Genomic DNA, 22,672 nt, shown 5'->3' on the forward strand with positions numbered 1-22,672 from the left:
GGGTGTTGCTTTGGGTGGGAGCGGGCTTGCTCGCGAATGCGGTTCAACATTCAACATTTTCGGTGACTGATACACCGTTTTCGCGAGCAAGCCCGCTCCCACAGGGTTTTGCATTGTTCTTAAATCGCGTTATGGGTCTTCAGCCAGCCGAGGCCCGCTTCAGTGGTGGTCAGCGGTTTGTACTCGCAGCCGACCCAGCCCTGATAACCGATGCGATCAAGGTGTTCGAACAGGAAGCGGTAGTTGATCTCGCCAGTGCCCGGCTCGTTGCGGCCCGGATTGTCGGCCAGCTGCACATGGTTGATCTCGGCCAGGTGCGATTGCAGGGTGCGGGCCAGATCGCCTTCCATGATTTGCATGTGATAGATGTCGTATTGCAGGAACAGATTGGCGCTGCCGACCTGCTCGCGAATCGACAGGGCCTGCGCCGTGTTGTTCAGGTAGAAACCCGGGATGTCGCGGGTGTTGATCGCTTCCATCACCAGTTTGATGCCGACGGCTTGCAGCTTGTCGGCGGCGTACTTGAGGTTGGCGACGAAGGTCTTTTCAACGGTGGCATCGTCCACGCCCTGCGGATGAATACCGGCCAGGCAGTTGATCTGGGTGTTGCCCAGGACCTGTGCGTAAGCGATGGCCAGATCGACCCCGGCGCGGAACTCTTCGACCCGGTCCGGCAGGCACGCGATACCGCGCTCGCCCTTGGCCCAGTCACCGGCCGGCAGGTTGAACAGCACTTGGGTCAGACCGTTGGCGTCGAGTCTGGCCTTGATTTCGGCAGAGCTGAAATCGTACGGAAACAGATACTCGACACCGCTGAAGCCAGCCTTGGCGGCGGCGTCGAAACGGGCAAGGAAATCCTGTTCGGTGAACAGCATGGACAAGTTGGCTGCGAAACGCGGCATGGTGGTCTCCTAAAACGGTTTTGACGCGGGTGGTCAGACTAAACGCGATCAAGTCCCCTCTCCTGGGGGAGAGGGTTAGGGTGAGGGGGAATCTTGAGTCTGATCCTGATTTTGCGAGCACTGCAAAACCTTTCCCTCACCCCAGCCCTCTCCCGGAGGGAGAGGGGGCTAAAAGCAATCAGTCGAGCAACGAAATCGCGGTAGGCGCATCGTTGCCGACCAGCGCCAGGTCTTCGAATTCGTTGACGGCGTTGATCTCGGTCCCCATGGAGATGTTGGTCACACGCTCCAGAATGATCTCGACGATCACCGGCACCTTGAACTCTTCGATCAGCTCTTCGGCCTTGCGCAGGGCAGGGGCGATGTCAGCCGGTTCGAACACACGCAGTGCCTTGCAGCCCAGGCCTTCGGCGACGGCGACGTGATCGACACCGTAACCGTTGAGTTCCGGTGCGTTGAGGTTATCGAAGGACAGCTGCACGCAGTAGTCCATTTCGAACCCGCGCTGGGCCTGACGGATCAGCCCCAGGTACGAGTTGTTCACCACGACGTGGATGTACGGCAGTTTGAACTGGGCGCCGACCGCCAGTTCTTCGATCATGAACTGGAAGTCATAGTCCCCCGACAGGGCCACGACTTTACGGTTCGGATCGGCCTTCACCACGCCCAGCGCTGCCGGAATGGTCCAGCCCAACGGGCCGGCCTGGCCGCAGTTGATCCAGTGACGCGGCTTGTAGACGTGCAGGAACTGCGCGCCGGCAATCTGCGACAGACCAATGGTGCTGACGTAGCAGGTGTCCTTGCCGAACACCTGGTTCATTTCTTCGTAAACGCGCTGCGGCTTGACCGGCACGTTGTCGAAGTGGGTCTTGCGTTGCAGGCTGGACTTGCGCTGCTGGCAGTCCTGCAGCCAGGCACTGCGGTTTTTCAGCTTGCCGGCGGCTTGCCATTCACGAGCGACCTCGATGAACACGGTCAGCGCGGCGGCAGCGTCGGAAACGATGCCCAGGTCCGGAGTGAACACGCGGCCGATCTGGGTGCCTTCGATGTCGACGTGAATGAACTTGCGACCTTCGGTGTAAACATCGACCGAACCGGTGTGACGGTTAGCCCAACGGTTACCGATGCCCAGCACCACGTCGGATTTCAGCATCGTGGCGTTGCCGTAACGGTGCGAAGTCTGCAGACCGACCATGCCGACCATCAGCGGGTGATCGTCCGGAATCGTGCCCCAGCCCATCAGGGTCGGGATGACCGGGATGCCGGTCAGCTCGGCGAACTCGACCAGAAGATCGCTGGCGTCGGCGTTAATGATGCCGCCACCGGCCACCAGCAATGGACGCTCGGCCTGATCGAGGAGTGCCAGGGCCTTTTCAACCTGCACGCGGGTGGCGCTCGGCTTGGCCAGCGGCAGTGGCTGGTAGGCGTCGATGTCGAATTCGATTTCGGCCATCTGTACGTCGAACGGCAGGTCGATCAGCACCGGGCCCGGACGGCCGGAGCGCATTTCATAGAAGGCTTTCTGGAACGCATAAGGCACCTGGCCCGGCTCCAGAACGGTGGTTGCCCACTTGGTCACTGGCTTGACGATGCTGGTGATGTCGACGGCCTGGAAGTCTTCCTTGTGCATACGGGCACGGGGTGCTTGCCCGGTGATGCAGAGGATCGGGATCGAGTCCGCGGAGGCGCTGTACAGGCCGGTGACCATGTCGGTACCGGCCGGGCCGGAAGTGCCGATGCACACGCCGATGTTGCCGGCCTTGGTGCGGGTGTAGCCCTCGGCCATGTGCGAGGCGCCTTCAACGTGGCGAGCGAGGACGTGATCGATGCCACCGACTTTCTTCAGGGCGGAATACAGCGGGTTGATCGCAGCACCCGGAATGCCAAAAGCGGTATCAACCCCTTCACGGCGCATCACCAGAACGGCGGCTTCGATTGCTCTCATTTTGCTCATGGTTTTGTGCCTCTTTACGTTTTGTAATTGTATACAAGTGGCTTTGCGCAGAGTGTATTCACGGCGGACGGCGCAGGTCAATCCATTTTCTCAAGCGGCTGTTTCATTCGTCGGAAGCCTGTTCTGCTGTGGCTTTTCGTCGCATGAGGCGCTTTTCGAGAATTATTGTATACAAAAAAATAATTCATTGTGTTCTATTTGTGGCATCGGGCTGCGGCACAAACGCGCAGCCCAACGGCTTTCCCAATAACAAAATGAGGACGGCACCATGAGCGCTTTAACCTTGAAAGTCGCAGTCAAGCTGGTCAACGAAGCCATCAATGCAGGGCGGGCGATCTCCGCCGCGCCGCTGACCATCGCGGTACTGGATACCGGCGGCCATCTGGTCACCTTGCAACGCGAAGACGGCGCCAGCCTGCTGCGCCCGAACATCGCCATCGGCAAAGCCTGGGGCGCCATCGCCCTGGGCAAGGGCTCGCGCCTGCTGGCGCTGGACGCGCAACAACGCCCGGCGTTCATCGCCGCACTCAACAGCATGGGGCAGGGCAGCGTCGTGCCGGCACCGGGTGGTGTGTTGATTCGTGATCAGGCGGGGAGCGTGCTGGGTGCGATCGGCATCAGCGGCGATTTGTCGGACATCGATGAGCAGGTGGCAATCAAGGCCGTGGAGGCCCTGGATCTGCGGGCGGATGCGGGGGTGGCTGCCTGATTTTCGGCGTTTGAATTGACGCCATTGCGAGCAGGCTTACTGCTACAGGTGGTCACAGGTAGAAACATTTCTGTGGCCACCTTAAAGCCCCTGTGGGAGCGAGCCTGCTCGCGATGGCTGCCTGGCAGACACAACCTGATAAGGATCTGAACCGCCCCCCAGCCTTTTCAGGGCTAGCTTTTTTCATGACTGCAATCATGGAGGAGGCTCATCAATGTCCAATTCACCCGCTTCACACCGCCTAAGAATCGGCCGCTATGCCGAACCTGATCGCATTTATTTGCTCACTTCCAATACTTGCCAGAGAAAACCGTTTTTCAGAGATTTTGCTTTGGGCAGGTTAGTGGCCAATCAGTTTGTCTTTGCGCAGAAACAGGGTCATGTGAACTCTCTGGCTTGGGTTGTTATGCCCGATCACTTTCACTGGCTCGTTGAGCTGAAGAGGGGATCGCTCGGTGAGTTGATGCAACGGACTAAATCATTCAGTACCAAAGCCGTGAACCAGTCCACTGGCGGAAAAATCAATCTTTGGCAAAAGGGGTTTTATGACCAGGCTCTGCGCCAAGAAGATGACTTGGTGAAAATGGCACGGTATGTCGTGGCTAACCCATTGCGGGCTGGACTGGTGGAAAAGCTGTCTGACTATCCGTTGTGGGATGCCATTTGGGCTCAAGCCAAAATCGAGTCGCCTTCATCGCTAGCAGGCTAGCTCCCACAGGAGAGTTTGCGGATGCAGGAGAGTGGGAGCTAGCCTGCTAGCGATGAGGTCGCCGGAGACTTCAGTCCGGCTCGCAGCCCTTGAGCACCAACCGGGTGATGGTTTGTGCCGCCGCTTCATAGTCGGCTTCGTCGAGCTTTTCCTTGCCGGTCACGGCGGAGATCTGCCAGTCGAAGTCGGCGTAGGTCTGGGTCGCGGCCCAGATGCTGAACATCAGGTGGTTGGGGTCGATCGGGGCGATCTGGCCGCGGTCGATCCAGGTCTGGATGCAGTTGATGTTGTGCTTGGCCTGGCCATTGAGTTGCTCGACCAGGTCGGCGCTCAGGTGCGGGGCGCCGTGCATGATTTCGCTGGCGAACACCTTGGAGGCAAACGGCAGGTCGCGGGAGATGCGGATCTTCGAGCGGATGTAGCCGCTCAGCACTTCGCTCGGTACGCCGTCCGGGTTGAACGGGGTCGAGGCCTGCAGGATCGGCACGATGATACTTTCCAGTACCTCGCGGTAGAGGTTTTCCTTGGACTTGAAGTAGTAATAGACGTTGGGCTTGGGCAGTCCTGCCTTGGCGGCGATGTCGCTGGTTTTGGTCGCCGCGAAGCCCTTGTCGGCAAACTCTTCACTGGCGGCACGCAGGATCAGTTCTTTGTTGCGCTCGCGGATTGTGCTCATAAACCCGGTGGTTCCTTGCCTGTTCTGGCGGTTGCGCATGGTAGCACCGGCCTCGCGCGACGCTCAACAATGCCCCGTGTGGCCTGCAGTCGCGGTATGCTGCGCGGCATTATTCACATAAGGAAACATGATTCATGGCAGGAAGCAGTTTGCTGGTGCTGATCGACGACATCGCTACCGTTCTGGATGATGTGGCGTTGATGAGCAAAATGGCCGCCAAGAAGACCGCCGGGGTGCTCGGCGATGACCTGGCGCTCAATGCCCAGCAAGTCTCCGGCGTACGCGCCGAGCGGGAAATTCCCGTCGTGTGGGCGGTGGCCAAGGGCTCGTTCGTCAACAAGCTGATCCTGGTACCGTCGGCGCTGGCGATCAGTGCCTTTGTGCCGTGGCTGGTGACGCCGCTGTTGATGGTCGGTGGCGCGTATCTGTGCTTCGAAGGTTTCGAAAAGCTCGCGCACCCGCTGCTGCACGGCAAGGATGAAGATCAGGCCGAGCATGCGCAGTTGACCGCCGCGGTGGCCGATCCTGCGACCGATCTGGTGGCCTACGAGAAGGACAAGATCAAAGGCGCTATCCGCACCGACTTCATCCTTTCGGCGGAAATCATCGCCATCACCCTCGGCACCGTGGCCGAGGCTTCGCTGACCCAGCAAGTGATCGTGATGTCGGGCATCGCTATCGTGATGACCGTGGGCGTCTATGGCCTGGTGGCCGGGATCGTCAAGCTCGATGACCTCGGCCTGTGGCTGACGCAGAAGCCCGGCGCTGCGGCGAAACGCATTGGCAACGCGATCCTGCGGGCCGCGCCTTACATGATGAAAGGCTTGTCGGTGATCGGCACGGCGGCGATGTTCCTGGTCGGCGGCGGCATCCTCACTCACGGCGTACCGCAGGTGCATGACTGGATCGAGAGCGTGGCCGCTGCGGCGGGCAGCGTAGGGTTTGCAGTGCCTGTGTTGCTCAACGGCGTCGCGGGGGTCGTGGCGGGGGCAGTGGTGCTGGCTGTCGTATCGGTCGTCGGGAAGATCTGGAAAGCCCTGAAGGGCTGATGTCTGCTCAATGAAAAAGGCCATTCGATTTGCATCGAATGGCCTTTTTTTGTAACTGCCGGATTTACTCGGCGATCTGCAGTTTGCGCGATTCGGTATACACGTAGCGCACCTTCTCGTACTCGAACGGCGAGTTCATCTGGCCGTATCGGAAATGGGTCTGATAGCGCTTGTCGACTGCCCGCAGCGCCCAGATTTCCGGATGGTTTTCGCTGACTTTCGATACGTTCAGGTAGTTGATCGCCGATTCGGCGGTGTAGTCCACCGCGAGGCCCGCGGTGTCGCGGATGTTCGACGGGCCGAGAATCGGCAGCACGAAGTAGGCGCCGCCCGGTACACCGTAGAAGCCCAGGGTCTGGCCGAAGTCTTCGTTCTGGCGTGGCAGGCCCATGGCGGTGGCCGGATCCCACAGGCCGGCGATGCCGATGGTGGTGTTGAGCAGCAGGCGCGCGGTGGTTTCCATCGAGCGCTTGCCTTTGAACTGCAACAGGCTGTTGACCAGGTTCGGCACGTCGCCAAGGTTGTTGAAAAAGTTGCTCACACCGGAACGCACGAAGCCGGGCGTGACATAACGATAACCATCGACCACCGGCAGGAACACCCATTGGTCGAAGCGGTAGTTGAAGTGGTAGACCCGGCGGTTCCACGATTCCAGCGGGTCATACACATTCAGCGCGTTGAGCGTGGAGCGCTCGAACTCGCGCTGGTCCAGTCCCGGGTTGAACTTGAGTTTGGACAGCGGCTCCTTGAAGCCGTCACTGTCGACCACCACCGGTGCGTTGGCTTTGCTGTTGTCGGCCTGGGCCACGCCTGCACAGAGTAACGCTGCAAACAGCAGGAGATATTTAGCCACGGAAGAACTCCAGCATGGCGTCGCTGTTGACGCGGTAGTTAAGGTTGCCGCAATGGCCGCCCAGTGGGTAAACCGTCAGCCGATCGCCGAAGGTCTTGCGCAGGAAGCTGAGGTCGCCGGGGCCGAGGATCACGTCGTCGGCGTTGTGCATCACGGCGATTTTCGGGCTGTCGTGCAGGTAATCCTTGAGGGCGTACAGGCTGACCTGATCGATCAGTTGCAGCAGGCTGCCGCCGTCGGTGCGGGCGCGCCACATCGGGATCACCTGTTCAGTCAGGTAGCAGTCGAAGTCGCATTGCAGCGCACGCTTGAGGAACGGCGTGAGGCTGGTGCCTTCGGTGATCGGGAATTTCGGCGGGGTGATCAGACCGCGACGGTTGATCAGGTCAGAGGTAAAGGCGATGTCGGCGGCCGAGAAACGGAACGAGGTGCCGATCAGCATCGCCATCTGCTCGTTGCTCAGGTGCTGCTTGGACTGCTGGAAGTCATAGAGCAACGCATCGTTGAGGTCGATGTAGCCCTTTTGCTGGAAGTAGCGGGTCAACTTGGACAGCACCAGTTCATAGAACGTGGTGCTGTTGTTGATGCCCTTGACCTCGGTCTGCACCAGCTTGTCGAGGTTGGTGATCGAGGTGTAGAGGTTGACCGGCGGATTCAGCAGCAGGACTTTCTTGAAGTTGAAACTGCGGCGGGTTTCGTCCAGGTGAGCGACGAACGCAGCGTCCAGCGCACCGAGGCTGTAGCCGCTCAAGTAATAGTCGGTGACCGGCACCTTCGGATTTTGCGCGCGAACGGCCTGCATCACCCGGTACATGTCTTCGGCGTCTTCCTTGGTCACGCCGGGGGTGGCGAAGCGCGAGGCGGCGCTCATGAAGTCGAAACTGGTGGGGGAGGACAGCTGCACCACGTGGTAGCCGGCCTTGTAGTAGAGCTTTTTCAGGTATTCGTTGAGGCTGCTGTCATAACGCGCGCCGGTGCCGGCAATCAGGAAGATCAGCGGGGCCGCCTTGTCCTGGGTGGCGATGCGATAGGTGAGTTTTTTCACTGCCCAGAAATTGTCCGGCAGGATGAACTCGCGTTCCGGGCGCAGGGTGACGCTGCGGTCGGTCTGATTGATGTCGTCGTCCGACGGCAACTCCGGCCGCAGGTCCGGCGGCGTGGTGGCGATGGTCGCTTCGAACGGGTTGGTCAGGGGATAGCCATAGCTGGCGGCGTCGATATCCACCGCCAGCGCGGACGCACTCAGAATAAGGCCGCCAAACAGGGCGGCGAAGCGCAAGGATCGGAGCATGAGTGAATCCCTTAAAGGAAGGTGCCGAATGAGGTTCGCAGGCTATGACCACTGGGTTAGCGCCAAAGTGCCATGCCGAGGCACCAAACTGACGGAATTCGGGGTAATAGCAGTCGGACGATACACTTTGCGCGGATCGAATGACCAGTTAAGAGTTGTTAGTTCTTGCACAAGGCTGGCAGGCGATTAAGCTGGCCGCCGATTTCATCGATTGGAGTGCTCCATGTCCCGCCGCTTGCCTGTGATTCTGCTGCTCGTTCTGTTGCCGTTATGGCTGGCTGCCAGTTATGGCGCGCGTTATGGCTTTATGGAGGACGCGCAATGGGTGGGCATCTGCGTGGATGAGGCGAGCCGATGGGAATGCTCGGTGCGCTCGAACCTTGGGCTGTTGATCCACTTTCAGGTGCTGGGCTGGGCGGCCATTGCAGCTGCGGTGATCGGTTTTGTCGTGCCAGGACGGGCAGGGTGGTGGCTGGCGGTGCTGGCGCTGGTGTTCGGGTTGCCGGCGCTGGCGCTGTACAACACGACGCTGGCGGTGTTTGCGGTGGTGATTGCCGGGTTGCGGCTGGTTAGAGAGTCCCGCGGCGTCTGACAGTGAGCCATCGCCGGCAAGCCAGCTCCCGCACTTGATCCATGCAGACACAGAACCTGTGGCAGACGGGAATCCTGTGGGAGCTGGCTTGCCAGCGAAGAGGCGGGTTCAGTCTCTGAAGGTCAGCCCTTGCGAACCTGCAGGCAGCGCCACAACGCTGCCACCATCAACCCGCTGACCAGCGCCCAGCCCCACGCCTGCTGGTTCTGCAGACCTTCACGGAACAGCTGCGGGGCGATGCCCGCGCCAATGATGAAGGTCAGCAAGGCGATTTCCCGGCGCGGCACGCTCACCGGACGGCACAGATAAACCAGCGCCGGCAGGATGAACGCCATGCTCGCAAAGCTGCGATAGCGCGGATCGAACACCATCTCCAGCATCATCACCGCGCTGGCAAAACCGGCTGCCGCTACCAGCCAGCCGGCCCGGCGTTCGAACACGGCGAAGGCGCGCTCACGCCAGCCATTGCGGGCGCTCAAGGTGAGCGCGGCGTGGGCCAGAATCAGCAGGTTCAGTGTCGTCAGCAAACCGACCCACAGCCATTCGCTGGTGAACCGCGTGGTCACCCGTGCCAGATCGCCCCAGGCGCCAATCGAACAGGCGGCCAGTGCGCCGAGCAGAGGCAGGATCAGGGCGCTGCGGGTCGTGCGCACGCGACCGCCCAGCAGCAGCGTGCCAATGAAAATCAGCCCGCCGACGCCCAGCCACTGTTTCCAGTACGGCACGTTGGTCACCGGCCCGGCGAGTACCCCCTTGTCCTGACGGTCCGCATCGAACAATCCCCAGTAACCGCCGACCGCGCCTTCACTGCCGCGCTTCCACGGCTGGTCGAAGGCTTCGATCAGGTTATAACGCCAGCCCTGCTGTTCCGCGAGGGTGACAAAACCGCGAATGAACTTGGCTTCGTTGACCCGGCTCGGCAGCGCGGTTTCCCGCTGGCGGCCTTCGCTCGGCCAGCCGGTTTCGCCAATCATTACGTCCTTGGGGGCGAACTTGTTGCCGAACACCTGGCGCACATCGGCCACGTGTTGCAGGGCAGCGTCGATGTTCGATGGATCGTCTTCCCAGTACGGCAGCAAATGAATGGTCAGGAAGTCCACCGCCGGCGCGACTTCCGGGTGCTTGAGCCAGAACTCCCAGACATCGGCGTAGGTCACCGGTTGCTTGATATGGCTTTTGACCTTGTTGATCAACTTCGCCAGTTGCGCACCGGTAACTTCCTTGCGCAGCAAGGCTTCGTTGCCGACGATCACTGCACTGACCACGTCCGGGTTGGCGTTGGCCGAGGCGATCAGCAGATCGACTTCTTTCTCGGTGTCCACCGGGTTGCTGTTGACCCAGGCGCCGATCATCAGCTTCAAGCCATGCTTGCGTGCCAGCTCCGGCAGGGCTTCGAGGCCGGTCATGGAATAGGTGCGGATGCATTCGAAGCGGGTGGCGAGCAGGGCCAGGTCGGCGTCCATGCGCTCCGGGCGCAGTCTGAACGGCACGTCGAATGGCGACTGATCCTTGTCGAACGGGGTGTAGGAGGCGCATTGCAACTTGTGGGTCGGGGTGGCGACGTCCGGCAGGATCACCGGTTTGCCGAGGCCGTACCAGAAGCTGCACAGGGCAAACAGCCCCAGCAGGCAGGCGAACAGATAAGGAAGAAAGGGGAAACGGGAAGTCGCGGACATGGTCAGGCCGAGTGGCTGCAAAGCGACGCATGTTACCTGCATTTATAAGGAGGTTGGTGGCCCGCGCGATTTTGACATGCAAAGTTCGGGCGGATTGTCTGGCGCCAAATATCCGGACGCAGTTAATGGCTTTCTGATGTCGTTTCTCGTTGCCTTGAGGTCGCTGACAGAGCAGGTCTTATCGGGCGTCAGGTTGATGATCGGAGCCATCAGTACTCCGCTGATGTTCGAACGAGTTCGCGGTCAGGCGTGATGGGGGCGCTGTGCACCATAACAATACGTTGACGATGTCCGGCATCCGTCGGGCGCAGCATTTCGGGGAAGTAACGATGAAGATGCGACGACTTTTAGGCGCAGGTGCCGCTCTGGTACTTGCGATGAGCTCCACTTTCGCCAGCGCTGAAAAACAGACCCTGAACATCGGTTACGTTGACGGCTGGTCCGACAGCGTCGCGACCACCCATGTGGCGGCCGAAGTGATCAAGCAGAAACTTGGCTACGACGTGAAACTGCAGGCCGTCGCCACCGGGATCATGTGGCAGGGTGTTGCCACCGGCAAACTCGACGCCATGCTCTCGGCCTGGCTGCCGGTGACCCACGGCGAATACTGGACCAAGAACAAGGATCAGGTCGTCGATTACGGCCCGAACTTCAAGGACGCGAAAATCGGCCTGATCGTGCCGGAGTATGTGAAAGCCAAGTCGATCGAAGACCTGAAAACCGATGACACGTTCAAGAATCGCATCGTCGGCATCGATGCCGGTTCAGGCGTGATGCTCAAGACCGATCAGGCCATCAAGGATTACGGCCTCGACAAATACACCCTCAAGGCCAGTTCCGGCGCCGGCATGATTGCCGAGCTGACCCGTGCCGAGAAGAAAAACGAATCCATCGCCGTCACCGGTTGGGTGCCGCACTGGATGTTCGCCAAGTGGAAACTGCGTTTCCTCGACGACCCGAAAGGCGTGTATGGCGCGGCTGAAACCGTGAACAGCATCGGCAGCAAGGAGCTGGCGACCAAGGCGCCGGAAGTGGCCAAGTTCCTGAAGAACTTCCAGTGGGCTTCGAAAGACGAAATCGGCGAAGTCATGCTGGCGATCCAGGACGGTGCCAAACCTGACGCAGCCGCCAAGGACTGGGTCGCCAAACACCCGGACCGCGTGGCTGAATGGACCAAGTAATCTAAGTCGAAGCGTCTACTCTGCGCTTCCCAGGGCCGCCCGGCCTTCTCGTCGGGCGGCCTTTTTTATTGCCCTTCCTTTAATGGCGGATGCGCAACTTTTTCGGGCCGTCTGGAAATTGGCAAAAACGCCATGGCGTTCTACTACTAAGGTCGTCTGGAAGCCGGCTCGCAGCCGCATACAGTGGATACGTTCCAAAAATAAAAATCTGTGCTGCGAGGATAAAAACAATGAACGACAGCATTTACCTCTCTATTCAGAACAGCCCGCGCTTCAAGGAGCTGGTGAAAAAAAGGGAAAGGTTCGCCTGGATACTCTCGGCGATCATGCTAGGGCTCTACTCCGGATTCATCCTGCTGATCGCGTACGGGCCGCAAGTGCTCGGGACCAAGATCAGTGCCGGCTCATCGATCACCTGGGGCATCCCCATCGGTGTCGGGCTGATCGTCTCGGCCTTCGTCCTGACCGGTATCTACGTACGCCGCGCCAATGGCGAGTTCGACGACCTGAACAATGCGATTCTCAAGGAGGCTCAGCAATGATCCGGCGTCTACTGGCTCTTTTGAGCATCGCAGCGTTCGCTCCAGCCGCCTGGGCCGCTGACGCCCTGACCGGCGAAGTCCACAAACAACCGCTCAACGTTTCCGCGATCGTCATGTTCGTGGTGTTCGTCGGCGCGACCCTGTGCATCACCTATTGGGCGTCCAAACGCAACAAGTCGGCCGCCGACTACTATGCGGCGGGCGGCAAGATCACCGGTTTCCAGAACGGTCTGGCGATTGCCGGTGACTACATGTCGGCAGCGTCCTTCCTGGGTATCTCCGCGCTGGTGTTCACCTCCGGCTACGACGGCCTGATCTATTCGATCGGCTTTCTGGTGGGCTGGCCGATCATTCTGTTCCTGATCGCCGAGCGTCTGCGTAACCTGGGCAAGTACACCTTTGCTGACGTGGCGTCCTACCGCCTCGGGCAAACCCAGATCCGCACGCTGTCTGCCTGCGGTTCGCTGGTGGTGGTGGCGTTCTACCTGATCGCGCAAATGGTTGGTGCCGGCAAGCTGATCCAGCTGCTGTTCGGTCTCGACTACCACGTTGCGGTGATCCTGGTCGGTATCCTGATGTGCCTGTACGTGCTGTTCGGCGGCATGCTGGCGACCACCTGGGTGCAGATCATCAAGGCTGTGCTGTTGCTGTCCGGTGCCTCGTTCATGGCGCTGATGGTGATGAAGCACGTCAACTTCGACTTCAACACCCTGTTCTCCGAAGCCATCAAGGTTCACACCAAGGGCGAGGCGATCATGAGCCCCGGCGGGCTGGTGAAAGACCCGATCTCGGCGTTCTCCCTCGGCCTGGCACTGATGTTCGGTACCGCTGGCCTGCCGCACATCCTGATGCGCTTCTTCACTGTGAGTGACGCGAAAGAAGCCCGTAAGAGCGTGCTGTACGCCACCGGTTTCATTGGCTACTTCTACATCCTGACCTTCATCATCGGCTTCGGCGCGATCCTGCTGGTCAGCACCAACCCGGCCTTTAAAGATGCGGCGGGCGCGCTGCTCGGCGGCAACAACATGGCGGCGGTGCACCTGGCCAACGCCGTGGGCGGCAGCATCTTCCTCGGCTTCATCTCGGCCGTGGCGTTCGCAACCATTCTGGCGGTCGTGGCCGGTCTGACCCTGGCCGGCGCTTCGGCGGTGTCCCATGACCTGTACGCCAGCGTGATCAAGAAGGGCAAGGCCAACGACAAGGATGAGATCCGCGTTTCGAAGATCACCACCATCGCGCTGGGCGTTCTGGCCATCGGCCTGGGCATCCTGTTCGAAAGCCAGAACATCGCGTTCATGGTGGGTCTGGCGTTCTCCATCGCGGCCAGTTGCAACTTCCCGGTGCTGCTGCTCTCAATGTACTGGAAGAAGCTGACCACCCGTGGCGCCATGATTGGCGGCTGGCTGGGGCTGGTGAGTGCGGTGGGGCTGATGATTCTTGGCCCGACCATCTGGGTGCAGATTCTGCATCATGAGAAGGCGATCTTCCCTTACGAGTATCCGGCGCTGTTTTCGATGATCATTGCGTTCATCGGCATCTGGTTCTTCTCGATCACCGATAAGTCGGCGGCGGCAGAGAACGAGCGTGCGCTGTTCTTCCCGCAGTTTGTGCGTTCGCAGACTGGGTTGGGGGCGAGTGGGGCGGTTTCGCACTGAGGCTTCTAGGTTGAATATGTAGGTTGAGTTGGATGGAAATGCCCTGGTCGAGAGATTGGGGCATTTTTTTTGTGGGCGGTTATCGGATGTTCTTGGGAGGTGGGTGTATATCCGTTGCCGCGGTAACGGCTTCTTGGGGTTCCGCCCTTACGGCGGGTCACTTTTTACAAACGCCTAAAAAGTAACCAAAAACGCTTGCTCCTACGTTCGGCCCGCTCGCTGAGGCTCGGGGTTCCTTCGCTCCGGGATTCATCCGGGGGGCATCGCCTACGGTTTGCTTCGCTGCACCTCCTCTCGATGTGTTTGGCTTCGCCAAACGGTCGCTGCGCTCCCACCCCCGGATAAATCCCTCCACTCAGCCTTCCGACGTCGCCCGAAGATCAAGAGCGGTACTTGAGCTAACGCTCATCGTGTTGAGTGGGGAGGAGGAGCTCTTGATCTGGCCTTTGCTCTGGCTCTGGCTCTGGCTCTGGCTTTTGATTTTTTGCCCCTTCGGCAGGCCGAGCGGAGGTGTCCGTCAGGGGGGAGGCGCGCAGCGCCGTGCGGCGAAGCCGCATACATCGAAAGGAGGTGCAGCGAAGCAAACCGTAGGCGATGCCCCCTGATGGACACCGTAGCGAGGGAACACTGAGCCTAAGCGAAGTGCCGTACGTAGGAGCAAGCGTTTTTGGTTACTTTTTTGGCGTTTGAAAAAAGTGACTCGCTGTAAGAGCGAAACCGCCAGCGGCAGCACCCGAAGCAACGGATATGTACCCAATCAACAAAAAAACCAGTCGGCCCAAAGGCCGCTGAGATGAAACAAACAAAAACGGCCCCCATTCTCATGGAGGCCGTTCCCGGTACAACGCTAAGACGCTATCGCAAGACAGCCCTTATTTGCGGTCTTCCAATTTGGTGATATCCCGCGACTCGTAACCAGTGTACAGCTGACGCGGACGGCCAATCTTGTACGGGCTCGAGAGCATTTCCTTCCAGTGGGAGATCCAGCCGACAGTACGTGCCAGGGCAAAGATCACGGTGAACATGCTGGTCGGAATGCCGATCGCCTTGAGGATGATCCCCGAGTAGAAGTCGACGTTCGGGTACAGCGAGCGTTCGATGAAGTACGGATCGGTCAGAGCGATCTCTTCCAGGCGCATGGCCAGTTCGAGTTGCGGATCGTTCTGGATGCCCAGTTCCTTCAATACTTCGTCGCAGGTCTGCTTCATGACAGTCGCGCGAGGGTCGCGGTTCTTGTAGACGCGGTGACCGAAGCCCATCAGCTTGAACGGATCGTTCTTGTCCTTGGCCTTGGCGATGAACTTGTCGATGTTCGAGACATCGCCGATTTCATCGAGCATGGTCAGCACGGCTTCGTTCGCACCGCCGTGGGCAGGGCCCCACAGTGCGGCGATACCGGCGGCGATACAGGCGAACGGGTTGGCACCCGAAGAGCCCGCCAGGCGCACGGTGGAGGTCGAAGCGTTCTGCTCGTGGTCGGCATGGAGGATGAAGATCCGGTCCATGGCCTTGGCGAGTACCGGGCTGATCGGTTTGATCTCGCACGGGGTGTTGAACATCATGTGCAGGAAGTTTTCCGCGTACGACAGGTCGTTGCGCGGGTACATCATGGGTTGACCCATGGAGTACTTGTAAACCATCGCGGCCAGGGTCGGCATCTTGGCAACCAGGCGGATCGCGGAGATTTCGCGATGCTGCGGGTTATTGATGTCGAGGGAGTCGTGGTAGAAGGCCGAGAGGGCGCCGACTACACCACACATGACGGCCATCGGGTGGGCGTCGCGGCGGAAGCCGTTGAAGAAGGTTTTCAGCTGCTCGTGAACCATGGTGTGGTTCTTCACGGTGCCGACGAACTGGGCCTTTTGCTCTGCAGTCGGCAGTTCGCCGTTCAGCAGCAGGTAGCAGGTTTCCAGGTAGTCCGACTTTTCAGCCAGTTGTTCGATCGGGTAGCCGCGGTGCAGCAGGATGCCGTTGTCGCCGTCGATATAGGTGATCTTCGATTCGCAGGAAGCGGTCGACATGAAACCGGGGTCGAAAGTGAAGCGGCCCGTGGCCGTCAGGCCCCGAACATCGATTACATCGGGACCAACGGTGCCGGTTAAAATGGGCAGCTCGACGGGGGCTGCGCCCTCGATGATCAACTGCGCTTTTTTGTCAGCCATGTGGCCTCCTATTTATGCTTGAAATCATCAGACAGACCCCCCACGCAGGGCCCGCACCACTATAGTGAGATAAATTCGAATGTCAATTTGCCTAAAGTCTTGCTCCAGAAGGCTTTAACCGTACTTTTTCCTCGAAATTGCCTGCCATTTACGCCTTTTATACGACTTGTGCAATCCGCTATTGGGGGTAGGCGATTGCGTTGTCATTAGTAGCCTAACTGTCTATACTCGGCGACCGACCGCCAAGGGCTTTTGGGCTTGCTTTCATTGGGGGTCGCATCCCTGGGTGGTGGTTACCTGACCAGTGCACTCCCCAACAACTTTGCCCTGATTGTTAGGGGCTCTTCAGTGTGAAAAAAAAGCCGTGAAAAGCCAACGACCTGTAAACCTAGACCTAAGGACCATCAAACTCCCCATCACCGGCGTTACGTCGTTTCTTCACCGTGTTTCCGGCATCATCCTCTTCCTGGGCCTCGGCATCATGCTTTATGCATTGGGCAAATCCCTGGGTTCCGAGGAAGGTTATGTCGAGGTGAAGGCATGCTTGACCAGCCCGCTGGCCAAGTTCGTAGCATGGGGCCTCCTGTCCGCTCTTCTGTATCACCTGGTTGCCGGTGTGCGCCACTTGATCATGGACATGGGCATCGGTGAGACGCTGGAAGGCGGCCGCCTGGGCTCGAAACTGATCATCGCCGTTTCCGTGGTGCTGATCGTTCTGGCAGGAGTTTGGATATGGTAACCAGCGTTACAAACCTTTCGCGTTCGGGCCTCTATGACTGGATGGCACAGCGTGTGTCTGCGGTCGTTCTCGCGGCTTATTTCATATTCCTGATCGGCTACCTCGCCGCTCACCCGGGCATCGGTTATGAACAATGGCATGGCCTGTTCGCCCACAACGGAATGCGTATCTTCAGTCTGCTGGCACTGGTTGCCCTGGGCGCTCACGCCTGGGTCGGCATGTGGACCATCGCGACCGACTACCTGACGCCGATGGCGCTGGGCAAGTCTGCGACTGCAGTACGTTTCCTTTTCCAGGCAGTATGCGGCGTCGCGATGTTCGCTTACTTCGTCTGGGGTGTGCAGATTCTCTGGGGTATCTGATTCATGGCTAACATTCCAACGATTTCTTTCGACGCCATCATCATTGGCGGCGGCGGTGCCGGCATGCGCGCTGCGCTGCAGCTGGCACAGGGCGGTCACAAGACTGCCGTGATCACCAAGGTCTTCCCGACCCGTTCGCACACTGTTTCCGCCCAGGGCGGCATCACCTGCGCCATCGCGTCGGCCGACCCGAACGATGACTGGCGCTGGCACATGTACGATACCGTCAAGGGTTCCGACTACATCGGTGACCAGGACGCTATCGAATACATGTGTCAGGAAGGCCCGGCTGCCGTTTTCGAGCTGGATCACATGGGGCTGCCGTTCTCGCGTACCGAAACCGGCCGTATCTACCAGCGTCCGTTCGGCGGTCAGTCGAAGGATTACGGTAAAGGCGGGCAGGCTGCCCGTACCTGCGCAGCATCCGACCGTACCGGTCATGCGCTGCTGCACACCCTTTATCAGGGCAACCTGAAAGCCGGTACCACGTTCCTGAACGAGTACTACGCTGTCGACCTGGTAAAAAACCAGGAAGGCGAATTCGTCGGTGTGATCGCAATCTGCATCGAAACCGGCGAAACCACCTACATCCGCGCGAAAGCCACCGTTCTGGCTACCGGCGGTGCAGGTCGTATCTATGCCTCCACCACCAACGCCCTGATCAACACCGGTGACGGCGTCGGCATGGCTCTGCGTGCTGGCGTGCCGGTACAAGACATCGAAATGTGGCAGTTCCACCCGACCGGCATCGCCGGCGCCGGTGTACTGGTTACCGAAGGTTGCCGTGGTGAAGGTGGTTACCTGATCAACAAGCACGGCGAGCGTTTCATGGAGCGTTATGCTCCGAACGCCAAAGACCTTGCCGGTCGCGACGTGGTTGCCCGTTCGATGGTTAAAGAAATCATCGCCGGCAACGGTTGCGGTCCGAACGGCGACCACGTAATGCTCAAACTCGACCACCTGGGCGAGGAAGTGCTGCACAGCCGTCTGCCAGGCATCTGCGAACTGTCGAAGACATTCGCACACGTTGACCCGGTGGTTGCTCCGGTTCCGGTTGTTCCGACTTGCCACTACATGATGGGCGGCGTTGCCACCAACATTCACGGCCAGGCGATCACCCAGGACGCCGAAGGTGTGGATCAGATCATTCCTGGTCTGTTCGCCGTCGGTGAAGTGGCTTGCGTATCGGTTCATGGTGCCAACCGTCTGGGCGGCAACTCGCTGCTCGACCTGGTGGTATTCGGTCGCGCTGCCGGCCTGCACCTGGAGAAGGCGCTGACCGATGGCATCGAATACGACGACGCTACCGAAGCCGACATCGAAGCTGCCCTGGCGCGTCTGAACGCCCTGAACAACCGTACCGACGGCGAAGACGTCGCTACCCTGCGTCGCGAGTTGCAAAGCTGCATGCAGAACTACTTCGGTGTATTCCGTACCGGCGAATACATGCAGAAGGGTATTGCCCAGCTGGCCGATCTGCGCAAGCGCATCGCCAACGTGAAGATCAACGATAAGTCGCAGGCGTTCAACACTGCACGTATCGAGGCGCTGGAACTGCAAAACCTGCTGGAAGTGGCTGAAGCTACCGCCATTGCTGCCGAAGTACGTAAAGAGTCCCGCGGCGCTCACGCCCGTGAAGACTTCGAAGATCGTGACGACGAAAACTGGCTGTGCCACACCCTGTACTTCCCGGGTGAGAAACGTGTCGCCAAGCGTGCCGTGAACTTCTCGCCGAAGACTGTTCCGACTTTCGAACCAAAAGTCCGGACTTATTAAGGGTGACCGCCATGTTGAAAGTCAGTGTTTATCGTTACAACCCTGATCAGGACGCTGCGCCGTTCATGCAGGAATTCCAGGTCGATACCGGTGGTAAGGACCTGATGGTGCTGGACGTGCTGGCCCTGATCAAAGAGCAGGACGAAGGTTTCTCCTATCGTCGCTCCTGCCGTGAAGGCGTCTGCGGCTCCGACGGCATGAACATCAACGGCAAGAACGGCCTGGCGTGCATCACGCCGCTGTCCGCTGTCGTCAAAGGTAACAAGCTGATCATTCGTCCTCTGCCAGGTTTGCCGGTTATCCGTGACCTGGTCGTCGATATGAGCATCTTCTACAAGCAATACGAGAAGGTTAAGCCTTTCCTGCAGAACGACACGCCGGCTCCGGCCATCGAGCGTCTGCAGTCCCCTGAAGAGCGTGAAAAGCTCGACGGTCTGTACGAGTGCATCCTGTGCGCCTGCTGCTCGACCTCTTGCCCGTCCTTCTGGTGGAACCCGGACAAGTTCCTGGGTCCGGCTGCACTGCTTCAAGCGTACCGCTTCCTGGCAGACAGCCGTGACACCAAGACGTCCGAGCGTCTGGCGTCCCTCGATGACCCGTTCAGCGTCTTCCGCTGCCGGGGCATCATGAACTGCGTCAACGTATGTCCGAAAGGCCTGAACCCGACTAAGGCCATCGGTCACATCCGTAACATGCTGCTTTCGAGCGGCGTGTGATTCAGAAGCTGTAAAAGTAGTACTGCTTCACCGTAGAGGCTGTGGCGCGGGCTTCAACCCGCGCCAGGGCTATAACCAGAGCAACAGCCATAAGCTGCAGCTCTTATTTTGAAGAAATGAGACAAGCAGGGGCATCCGGGCTGGTACCCGGACTATCAGTGTGATCCTAAGTGGCTTGTTTTGGTCGCTGCATTCGGACTTCTGCAAGCTTGCTCGGTGTCGGCACCGATGGTGTTCCCCTAACCGAGGGTGACCAAGCATGCAAGAAAGCGTGATGCAGCGCATGTGGAACAGCGCCTACCTTTCAGGTGGAAACGCTGCCTATGTGGAAGAGCTTTATGAGCTCTACCTGCACGACCCTAACGCTGTGCCAGAAGAGTGGCGCACCTACTTTCAGAAGCTGCCCGCCGACGGCGGCTCTGCCACCGATGTTTCGCACTCCACAATTCGCGATCATTTCGTGCTGCTGGCAAAGAACCAGCGCCGCGCCCAACCGGTTTCCGCCGGCAGCGTGAGCAGTGAGCACGAGAAGAAGCAAGTTGAAGTGCTGCGATTGATCCAGGCCTACCGTATGCGTGGCCACCAGGCAGCCCAGCTTGACCCGCTGGGGCTGTGGCAGCGTCCTGCACCTGCAGACCTGTCGATCAATCATTACGGCTTGACCAATGCCGATCTTGATACGACCTTCCGTGCCGGCGACCTGTTCATCGGCAAAGAGGAAGCGAGCCTACGCGAAATTCACGAAGCGTTGCAGCAGACATATTGCCGCACCATCGGCGCTGAATTTACGCACATCACCGATTCCGAGCAGCGCCAGTGGTTCCAGCAGCGTCTGGAAAGCGTACGTGGCCGTCCGGAATACTCCGCCGACATCAAGAGCCACCTGCTTGAGCGCGTGACGGCCGGTGAAGGCCTGGAAAAATACCTGGGTACCAAATACCCGGGCACCAAGCGTTTCGGTCTGGAAGGCGGCGAAAGCCTGATTCCGATGCTCGACGAACTGATCCAGCGTTCCGGTTCCTACGGCACCAAGGAAGTCGTCATCGGCATGGCCCACCGTGGCCGTCTGAACGTACTGGTCAACACCTTCGGCAAGAACCCGCGCGAGCTGTTCGACGAGTTCGAAGGCAAGAAGAAGGTCGAGCTGGGTTCCGGTGACGTTAAATACCACCAGGGCTTCTCGTCCAACGTGATGACCGCCGGCGGTGAAGTTCACCTGGCCATGGCGTTCAACCCGTCCCACCTGGAAATCGTTTCCCCGGTGGTCGAAGGTTCGGTACGTGCTCGTCAGGACCGTCGCAACGATGCGACCGGCGAGAAGGTATTGCCGATCTCCATCCACGGTGACGCGGCATTCGCCGGTCAAGGCGTGGTGATGGAAACCTTCCAGATGTCGCAGACCCGCGGTTTCAAGACCGGCGGTACCGTGCACATCGTGATCAACAACCAGGTCGGTTTCACCATCAGCAATCCGCTGGACTCGCGCTCCACCGAGTACGCCACCGACGTTGCGAAGATGATCCAGGCGCCGATCCTCCATGTGAATGGCGATGATCCGGAAGCCGTATTGTTCGTGACCCAGCTGGCCATCGACTACCGCATGCAGTTCAAGCGTGACGTGGTGATCGATCTGGTCTGCTACCGTCGTCGTGGCCACAACGAGGCCGACGAGCCAAGCGGCACCCAGCCACTGATGTATCAGCAGATCACCAAGCAGCGCACCACCCGTGAGCTGTACGCTGATCGTCTGACCCAGGCCGGTGTACTGGATGCCGAGCGCGTTCAGGCGAAAGTCGACGAATACCGCAACGCGCTGGACAACGGTCTGCACGTAGTGAAATCGCTGGTCAAAGAGCCGAACAAAGAGCTGTTCGTGGACTGGCGTCCGTATCTGGGCCACGCCTGGACTGCGCGTCACGACACTCGCTTCGATCTGAAGACTCTGCAGGAACTGTCCGCCAAGCTGCTGGAAATTCCGGAAGGCTTCGTGGTTCAGCGCCAGGTTGCGAAGATCTACGAAGATCGTCAGAAGATGCAAGCCGGCGGCCTGCCGATCAACTGGGGCTACGCTGAAACCATGGCGTACGCGACCCTGGCGTTCGAAGGTCACCCGATCCGCATGACCGGTCAGGACATCGGCCGCGGTACGTTCTCGCACCGTCACGCTGTTCTGCACAACCAGAAAGATGCCGGCACCTACATTCCGCTCAAGCATCTGTATGAAGGTCAGCCGCGTTTCGACCTGTACGACTCGTTCCTGTCGGAAGAGGCCGTGCTGGCGTTCGAATACGGTTACTCGACCACCACGCCGAACGCGCTGGTGATCTGGGAAGCCCAGTTCGGCGACTTCGCCAACGGTGCACAGGTTGTCATCGACCAGTTCATCACCAGCGGCGAGCACAAGTGGGGCCGTCTCTGCGGTCTGACCATGCTGCTGCCACACGGCTACGAAGGCCAGGGCCCTGAGCACAGCTCGGCGCGTCTTGAGCGTTACCTGCAGCTGTGCGCCGAGCACAACATTCAGGTGTGCATGCCGACGACTCCGGCGCAGATCTACCACTTGCTGCGTCGTCAGGTGATTCGCCCGCTGCGCAAACCGCTGGTAGTGCTGACTCCGAAGTCGCTGCTGCGTCACAAACTGGCAATCTCGACGCTGGAAGATCTGGCCGAAGGTTCCTTCCAGACCGTTATCCCGGAAATCGATGCACTGGACCCGAAAAAGGTCGAGCGCGTGGTTCTGTGCAGCGGCAAGGTCTACTACGACCTGCTGGAAAAACGCCGTGCCGAAGGCCGCGAAGATATCGCCATCGTGCGTATCGAGCAGCTGTACCCATTCCCTGAGGACGACTTGAAAGAAGTCCTGGCTCCTTACACCAACGCCAAAGCGGCTGTCTGGTGCCAGGAAGAGCCGATGAACCAGGGCGCCTGGTACTGCAGCCAGCACCACCTGCGTCGCAGCATCAGCAACCTCAACAAATCTCTCGTACTCGAGTACGCGGGCCGTGAGGCTTCTGCTGCACCTGCATGTGGTTACGCATCGATGCACGCCGAGCAGCAGGAAAAACTGCTGCAAGACGCGTTTACCGTTTAACGCCTTCGCGCACCTGAAACCGAATTTAAGGAACCAC

19 protein-coding genes are annotated in these 22,672 nt (G+C 59.4%); 12 read left to right on the forward strand and 7 right to left on the reverse strand.

The genetic code is table 11. The features are described 5' to 3' along the window. Positions 1 to 119 precede the first annotated feature (119 nt). Positions 120 to 902 carry a hydroxypyruvate isomerase gene (gene hyi / locus NE357_RS08165; protein ID WP_169429438.1) on the reverse strand — a complete coding sequence of 261 codons (783 nt, stop codon included), beginning with the start codon at positions 900 to 902 and terminating at the stop codon, positions 120 to 122. A 178-nt stretch (positions 903 to 1,080) separates the two neighbouring features. After that, entirely contained in the window at positions 1,081 to 2,856 is a 1,776-nt protein-coding gene (gene gcl, locus NE357_RS08170) for a glyoxylate carboligase (RefSeq protein ID WP_169429439.1), read from the reverse strand. Between the two features lie 268 nt (positions 2,857 to 3,124). On the opposite strand from gcl, the gene NE357_RS08175 reads away from it, so the two are divergent. Both NE357_RS08175 and NE357_RS08180 read left to right on the forward strand, forming a co-directional pair. Beyond that, a complete protein-coding gene (locus NE357_RS08175; protein WP_169429440.1) occupies positions 3,125 to 3,565 on the forward strand; it encodes a GlcG/HbpS family heme-binding protein in 441 nt (146 codons plus the stop codon). 214 nt (positions 3,566 to 3,779) lie between these two features. Beyond that, the gene (locus NE357_RS08180; protein ID WP_169429441.1) at positions 3,780 to 4,274 is read left to right on the forward strand and encodes an REP-associated tyrosine transposase; all 495 of its coding nucleotides are present in this window, start codon (positions 3,780 to 3,782) and stop codon (positions 4,272 to 4,274) included. 70 nt (positions 4,275 to 4,344) lie between these two features. On the opposite strand, the gene NE357_RS08185 is transcribed toward NE357_RS08180, so the two are convergent. Beyond that, on the reverse strand, positions 4,345 to 4,950 hold the full coding sequence (locus NE357_RS08185; RefSeq protein ID WP_169429442.1) for a TetR/AcrR family transcriptional regulator: 606 nt from the start codon (positions 4,948 to 4,950) through the stop codon (positions 4,345 to 4,347). Between the two features lie 134 nt (positions 4,951 to 5,084). Here NE357_RS08185 and NE357_RS08190 point away from each other — a divergent pair, with 134 nt between their 5' ends. Continuing rightward, positions 5,085 to 5,999: a DUF808 domain-containing protein gene (locus NE357_RS08190; protein WP_169429443.1), complete on the forward strand. Its 915-nt coding sequence runs from the start codon at positions 5,085 to 5,087 to the stop codon at positions 5,997 to 5,999. Positions 6,000 to 6,063: 64 nt separating this feature from the next. Here NE357_RS08190 and NE357_RS08195 read toward each other — a convergent pair whose 3' ends face one another. Then, on the reverse strand, positions 6,064 to 6,852 hold the full coding sequence (locus NE357_RS08195; protein WP_169429444.1) for an MlaA family lipoprotein: 789 nt from the start codon (positions 6,850 to 6,852) through the stop codon (positions 6,064 to 6,066). Next, entirely contained in the window at positions 6,845 to 8,143 is a 1,299-nt protein-coding gene (locus tag NE357_RS08200; protein WP_169429445.1) for a serine/threonine protein kinase, read from the reverse strand. The genes NE357_RS08195 and NE357_RS08200 overlap by 8 nt, the downstream gene beginning before the upstream one ends. A 223-nt stretch (positions 8,144 to 8,366) precedes the next feature. Between NE357_RS08200 and NE357_RS08205 the strand changes: the two genes are divergently transcribed. Further along, complete coding sequence (locus tag NE357_RS08205; RefSeq protein WP_169429446.1) at positions 8,367 to 8,735, forward strand: hypothetical protein; 369 nt, start codon at positions 8,367 to 8,369, stop codon at positions 8,733 to 8,735. 122 nt (positions 8,736 to 8,857) lie between these two features. On the opposite strand, the gene NE357_RS08210 is transcribed toward NE357_RS08205, so the two are convergent. Next, positions 8,858 to 10,453, reverse strand: coding sequence for a glycoside hydrolase family 17 protein (locus NE357_RS08210; protein WP_169429447.1), 1,596 nt, complete (start codon positions 10,451 to 10,453; stop codon positions 8,858 to 8,860). Between the two features lie 287 nt (positions 10,454 to 10,740). Here NE357_RS08210 and NE357_RS08215 point away from each other — a divergent pair, with 287 nt between their 5' ends. The 3 genes from NE357_RS08215 to NE357_RS08225 all read left to right on the forward strand — a co-directional run bounded on the left by NE357_RS08215 (position 10,741) and on the right by NE357_RS08225 (position 13,789). Beyond that, on the forward strand, positions 10,741 to 11,592 hold the full coding sequence (locus NE357_RS08215; RefSeq protein ID WP_169429448.1) for a glycine betaine ABC transporter substrate-binding protein: 852 nt from the start codon (positions 10,741 to 10,743) through the stop codon (positions 11,590 to 11,592). A 230-nt stretch (positions 11,593 to 11,822) separates the two neighbouring features. Continuing rightward, a complete protein-coding gene (locus tag NE357_RS08220) occupies positions 11,823 to 12,134 on the forward strand; it encodes a DUF485 domain-containing protein (protein ID WP_096822125.1) in 312 nt (103 codons plus the stop codon). Next, positions 12,131 to 13,789, forward strand: coding sequence for a cation acetate symporter (locus NE357_RS08225; RefSeq protein ID WP_169429449.1), 1,659 nt, complete (start codon positions 12,131 to 12,133; stop codon positions 13,787 to 13,789). Before NE357_RS08220 ends, NE357_RS08225 begins: the two co-directional genes overlap by 4 nt. 872 nt (positions 13,790 to 14,661) lie before the next feature. Here the strand turns inward: NE357_RS08225 and gltA are convergent. Then, positions 14,662 to 15,951: a citrate synthase gene (gene gltA, locus NE357_RS08230; RefSeq protein ID WP_007959044.1), complete on the reverse strand. Its 1,290-nt coding sequence runs from the start codon at positions 15,949 to 15,951 to the stop codon at positions 14,662 to 14,664. A gap of 364 nt (positions 15,952 to 16,315) precedes the next feature. Here gltA and sdhC point away from each other — a divergent pair, with 364 nt between their 5' ends. From sdhC to NE357_RS08255, 5 genes are all read left to right on the forward strand, one after another. Further along, a complete protein-coding gene (gene sdhC, locus NE357_RS08235; protein ID WP_011333113.1) occupies positions 16,316 to 16,690 on the forward strand; it encodes a succinate dehydrogenase, cytochrome b556 subunit in 375 nt (124 codons plus the stop codon). Continuing rightward, on the forward strand, positions 16,684 to 17,052 hold the full coding sequence (sdhD, locus tag NE357_RS08240; protein ID WP_085710546.1) for a succinate dehydrogenase, hydrophobic membrane anchor protein: 369 nt from the start codon (positions 16,684 to 16,686) through the stop codon (positions 17,050 to 17,052). The genes sdhC and sdhD overlap by 7 nt, the downstream gene beginning before the upstream one ends. 3 nt (positions 17,053 to 17,055) lie before the next feature. Beyond that, positions 17,056 to 18,828 (forward strand): succinate dehydrogenase flavoprotein subunit, encoded by a 1,773-nt coding sequence (gene sdhA / locus NE357_RS08245; RefSeq protein ID WP_085682949.1) that lies wholly within the window; start codon positions 17,056 to 17,058, stop codon positions 18,826 to 18,828. Between the two features lie 11 nt (positions 18,829 to 18,839). After that, positions 18,840 to 19,544, forward strand: a complete 705-nt coding sequence (locus NE357_RS08250) for a succinate dehydrogenase iron-sulfur subunit (protein WP_169429450.1) — start codon at positions 18,840 to 18,842, stop codon at positions 19,542 to 19,544. A 259-nt stretch (positions 19,545 to 19,803) separates the two neighbouring features. Next, positions 19,804 to 22,635: a 2-oxoglutarate dehydrogenase E1 component gene (locus NE357_RS08255; RefSeq protein ID WP_085732274.1), complete on the forward strand. Its 2,832-nt coding sequence runs from the start codon at positions 19,804 to 19,806 to the stop codon at positions 22,633 to 22,635. Positions 22,636 to 22,672: the final 37 nt, after the last annotated feature.

The sequence above is a fragment of the Pseudomonas sp. G7(2022) genome (assembly GCF_052660475.1).

What these genes read in the sequence shown, in the direction of transcription:
- NE357_RS08180 (WP_169429441.1), top strand. Translation starts at nt 3,780, where the DNA reads ATGTCCAATTCACCCGCTTCACACCGCCTAAGAATCGGCCGCTATGCC.
- gltA (WP_007959044.1), bottom strand. Translation starts at nt 15,951, where the DNA reads ATGGCTGACAAAAAAGCGCAGTTGATCATCGAGGGCGCAGCCCCCGTC.
- NE357_RS08225 (WP_169429449.1), top strand. Translation starts at nt 12,131, where the DNA reads ATGATCCGGCGTCTACTGGCTCTTTTGAGCATCGCAGCGTTCGCTCCA.
- NE357_RS08210 (WP_169429447.1), bottom strand. Translation starts at nt 10,453, where the DNA reads ATGCAGGTAACATGCGTCGCTTTGCAGCCACTCGGCCTGACCATGTCC.
- NE357_RS08220 (WP_096822125.1), top strand. Translation starts at nt 11,823, where the DNA reads ATGAACGACAGCATTTACCTCTCTATTCAGAACAGCCCGCGCTTCAAG.
- NE357_RS08200 (WP_169429445.1), bottom strand. Translation starts at nt 8,143, where the DNA reads ATGCTCCGATCCTTGCGCTTCGCCGCCCTGTTTGGCGGCCTTATTCTG.
- NE357_RS08205 (WP_169429446.1), top strand. Translation starts at nt 8,367, where the DNA reads ATGTCCCGCCGCTTGCCTGTGATTCTGCTGCTCGTTCTGTTGCCGTTA.
- hyi (WP_169429438.1), bottom strand. Translation starts at nt 902, where the DNA reads ATGCCGCGTTTCGCAGCCAACTTGTCCATGCTGTTCACCGAACAGGAT.
- NE357_RS08255 (WP_085732274.1), top strand. Translation starts at nt 19,804, where the DNA reads ATGCAAGAAAGCGTGATGCAGCGCATGTGGAACAGCGCCTACCTTTCA.
- NE357_RS08215 (WP_169429448.1), top strand. Translation starts at nt 10,741, where the DNA reads ATGAAGATGCGACGACTTTTAGGCGCAGGTGCCGCTCTGGTACTTGCG.
- NE357_RS08175 (WP_169429440.1), top strand. Translation starts at nt 3,125, where the DNA reads ATGAGCGCTTTAACCTTGAAAGTCGCAGTCAAGCTGGTCAACGAAGCC.
- NE357_RS08185 (WP_169429442.1), bottom strand. Translation starts at nt 4,950, where the DNA reads ATGAGCACAATCCGCGAGCGCAACAAAGAACTGATCCTGCGTGCCGCC.
- gcl (WP_169429439.1), bottom strand. Translation starts at nt 2,856, where the DNA reads ATGAGCAAAATGAGAGCAATCGAAGCCGCCGTTCTGGTGATGCGCCGT.
- NE357_RS08250 (WP_169429450.1), top strand. Translation starts at nt 18,840, where the DNA reads ATGTTGAAAGTCAGTGTTTATCGTTACAACCCTGATCAGGACGCTGCG.
- sdhA (WP_085682949.1), top strand. Translation starts at nt 17,056, where the DNA reads ATGGCTAACATTCCAACGATTTCTTTCGACGCCATCATCATTGGCGGC.
- sdhD (WP_085710546.1), top strand. Translation starts at nt 16,684, where the DNA reads ATGGTAACCAGCGTTACAAACCTTTCGCGTTCGGGCCTCTATGACTGG.
- NE357_RS08190 (WP_169429443.1), top strand. Translation starts at nt 5,085, where the DNA reads ATGGCAGGAAGCAGTTTGCTGGTGCTGATCGACGACATCGCTACCGTT.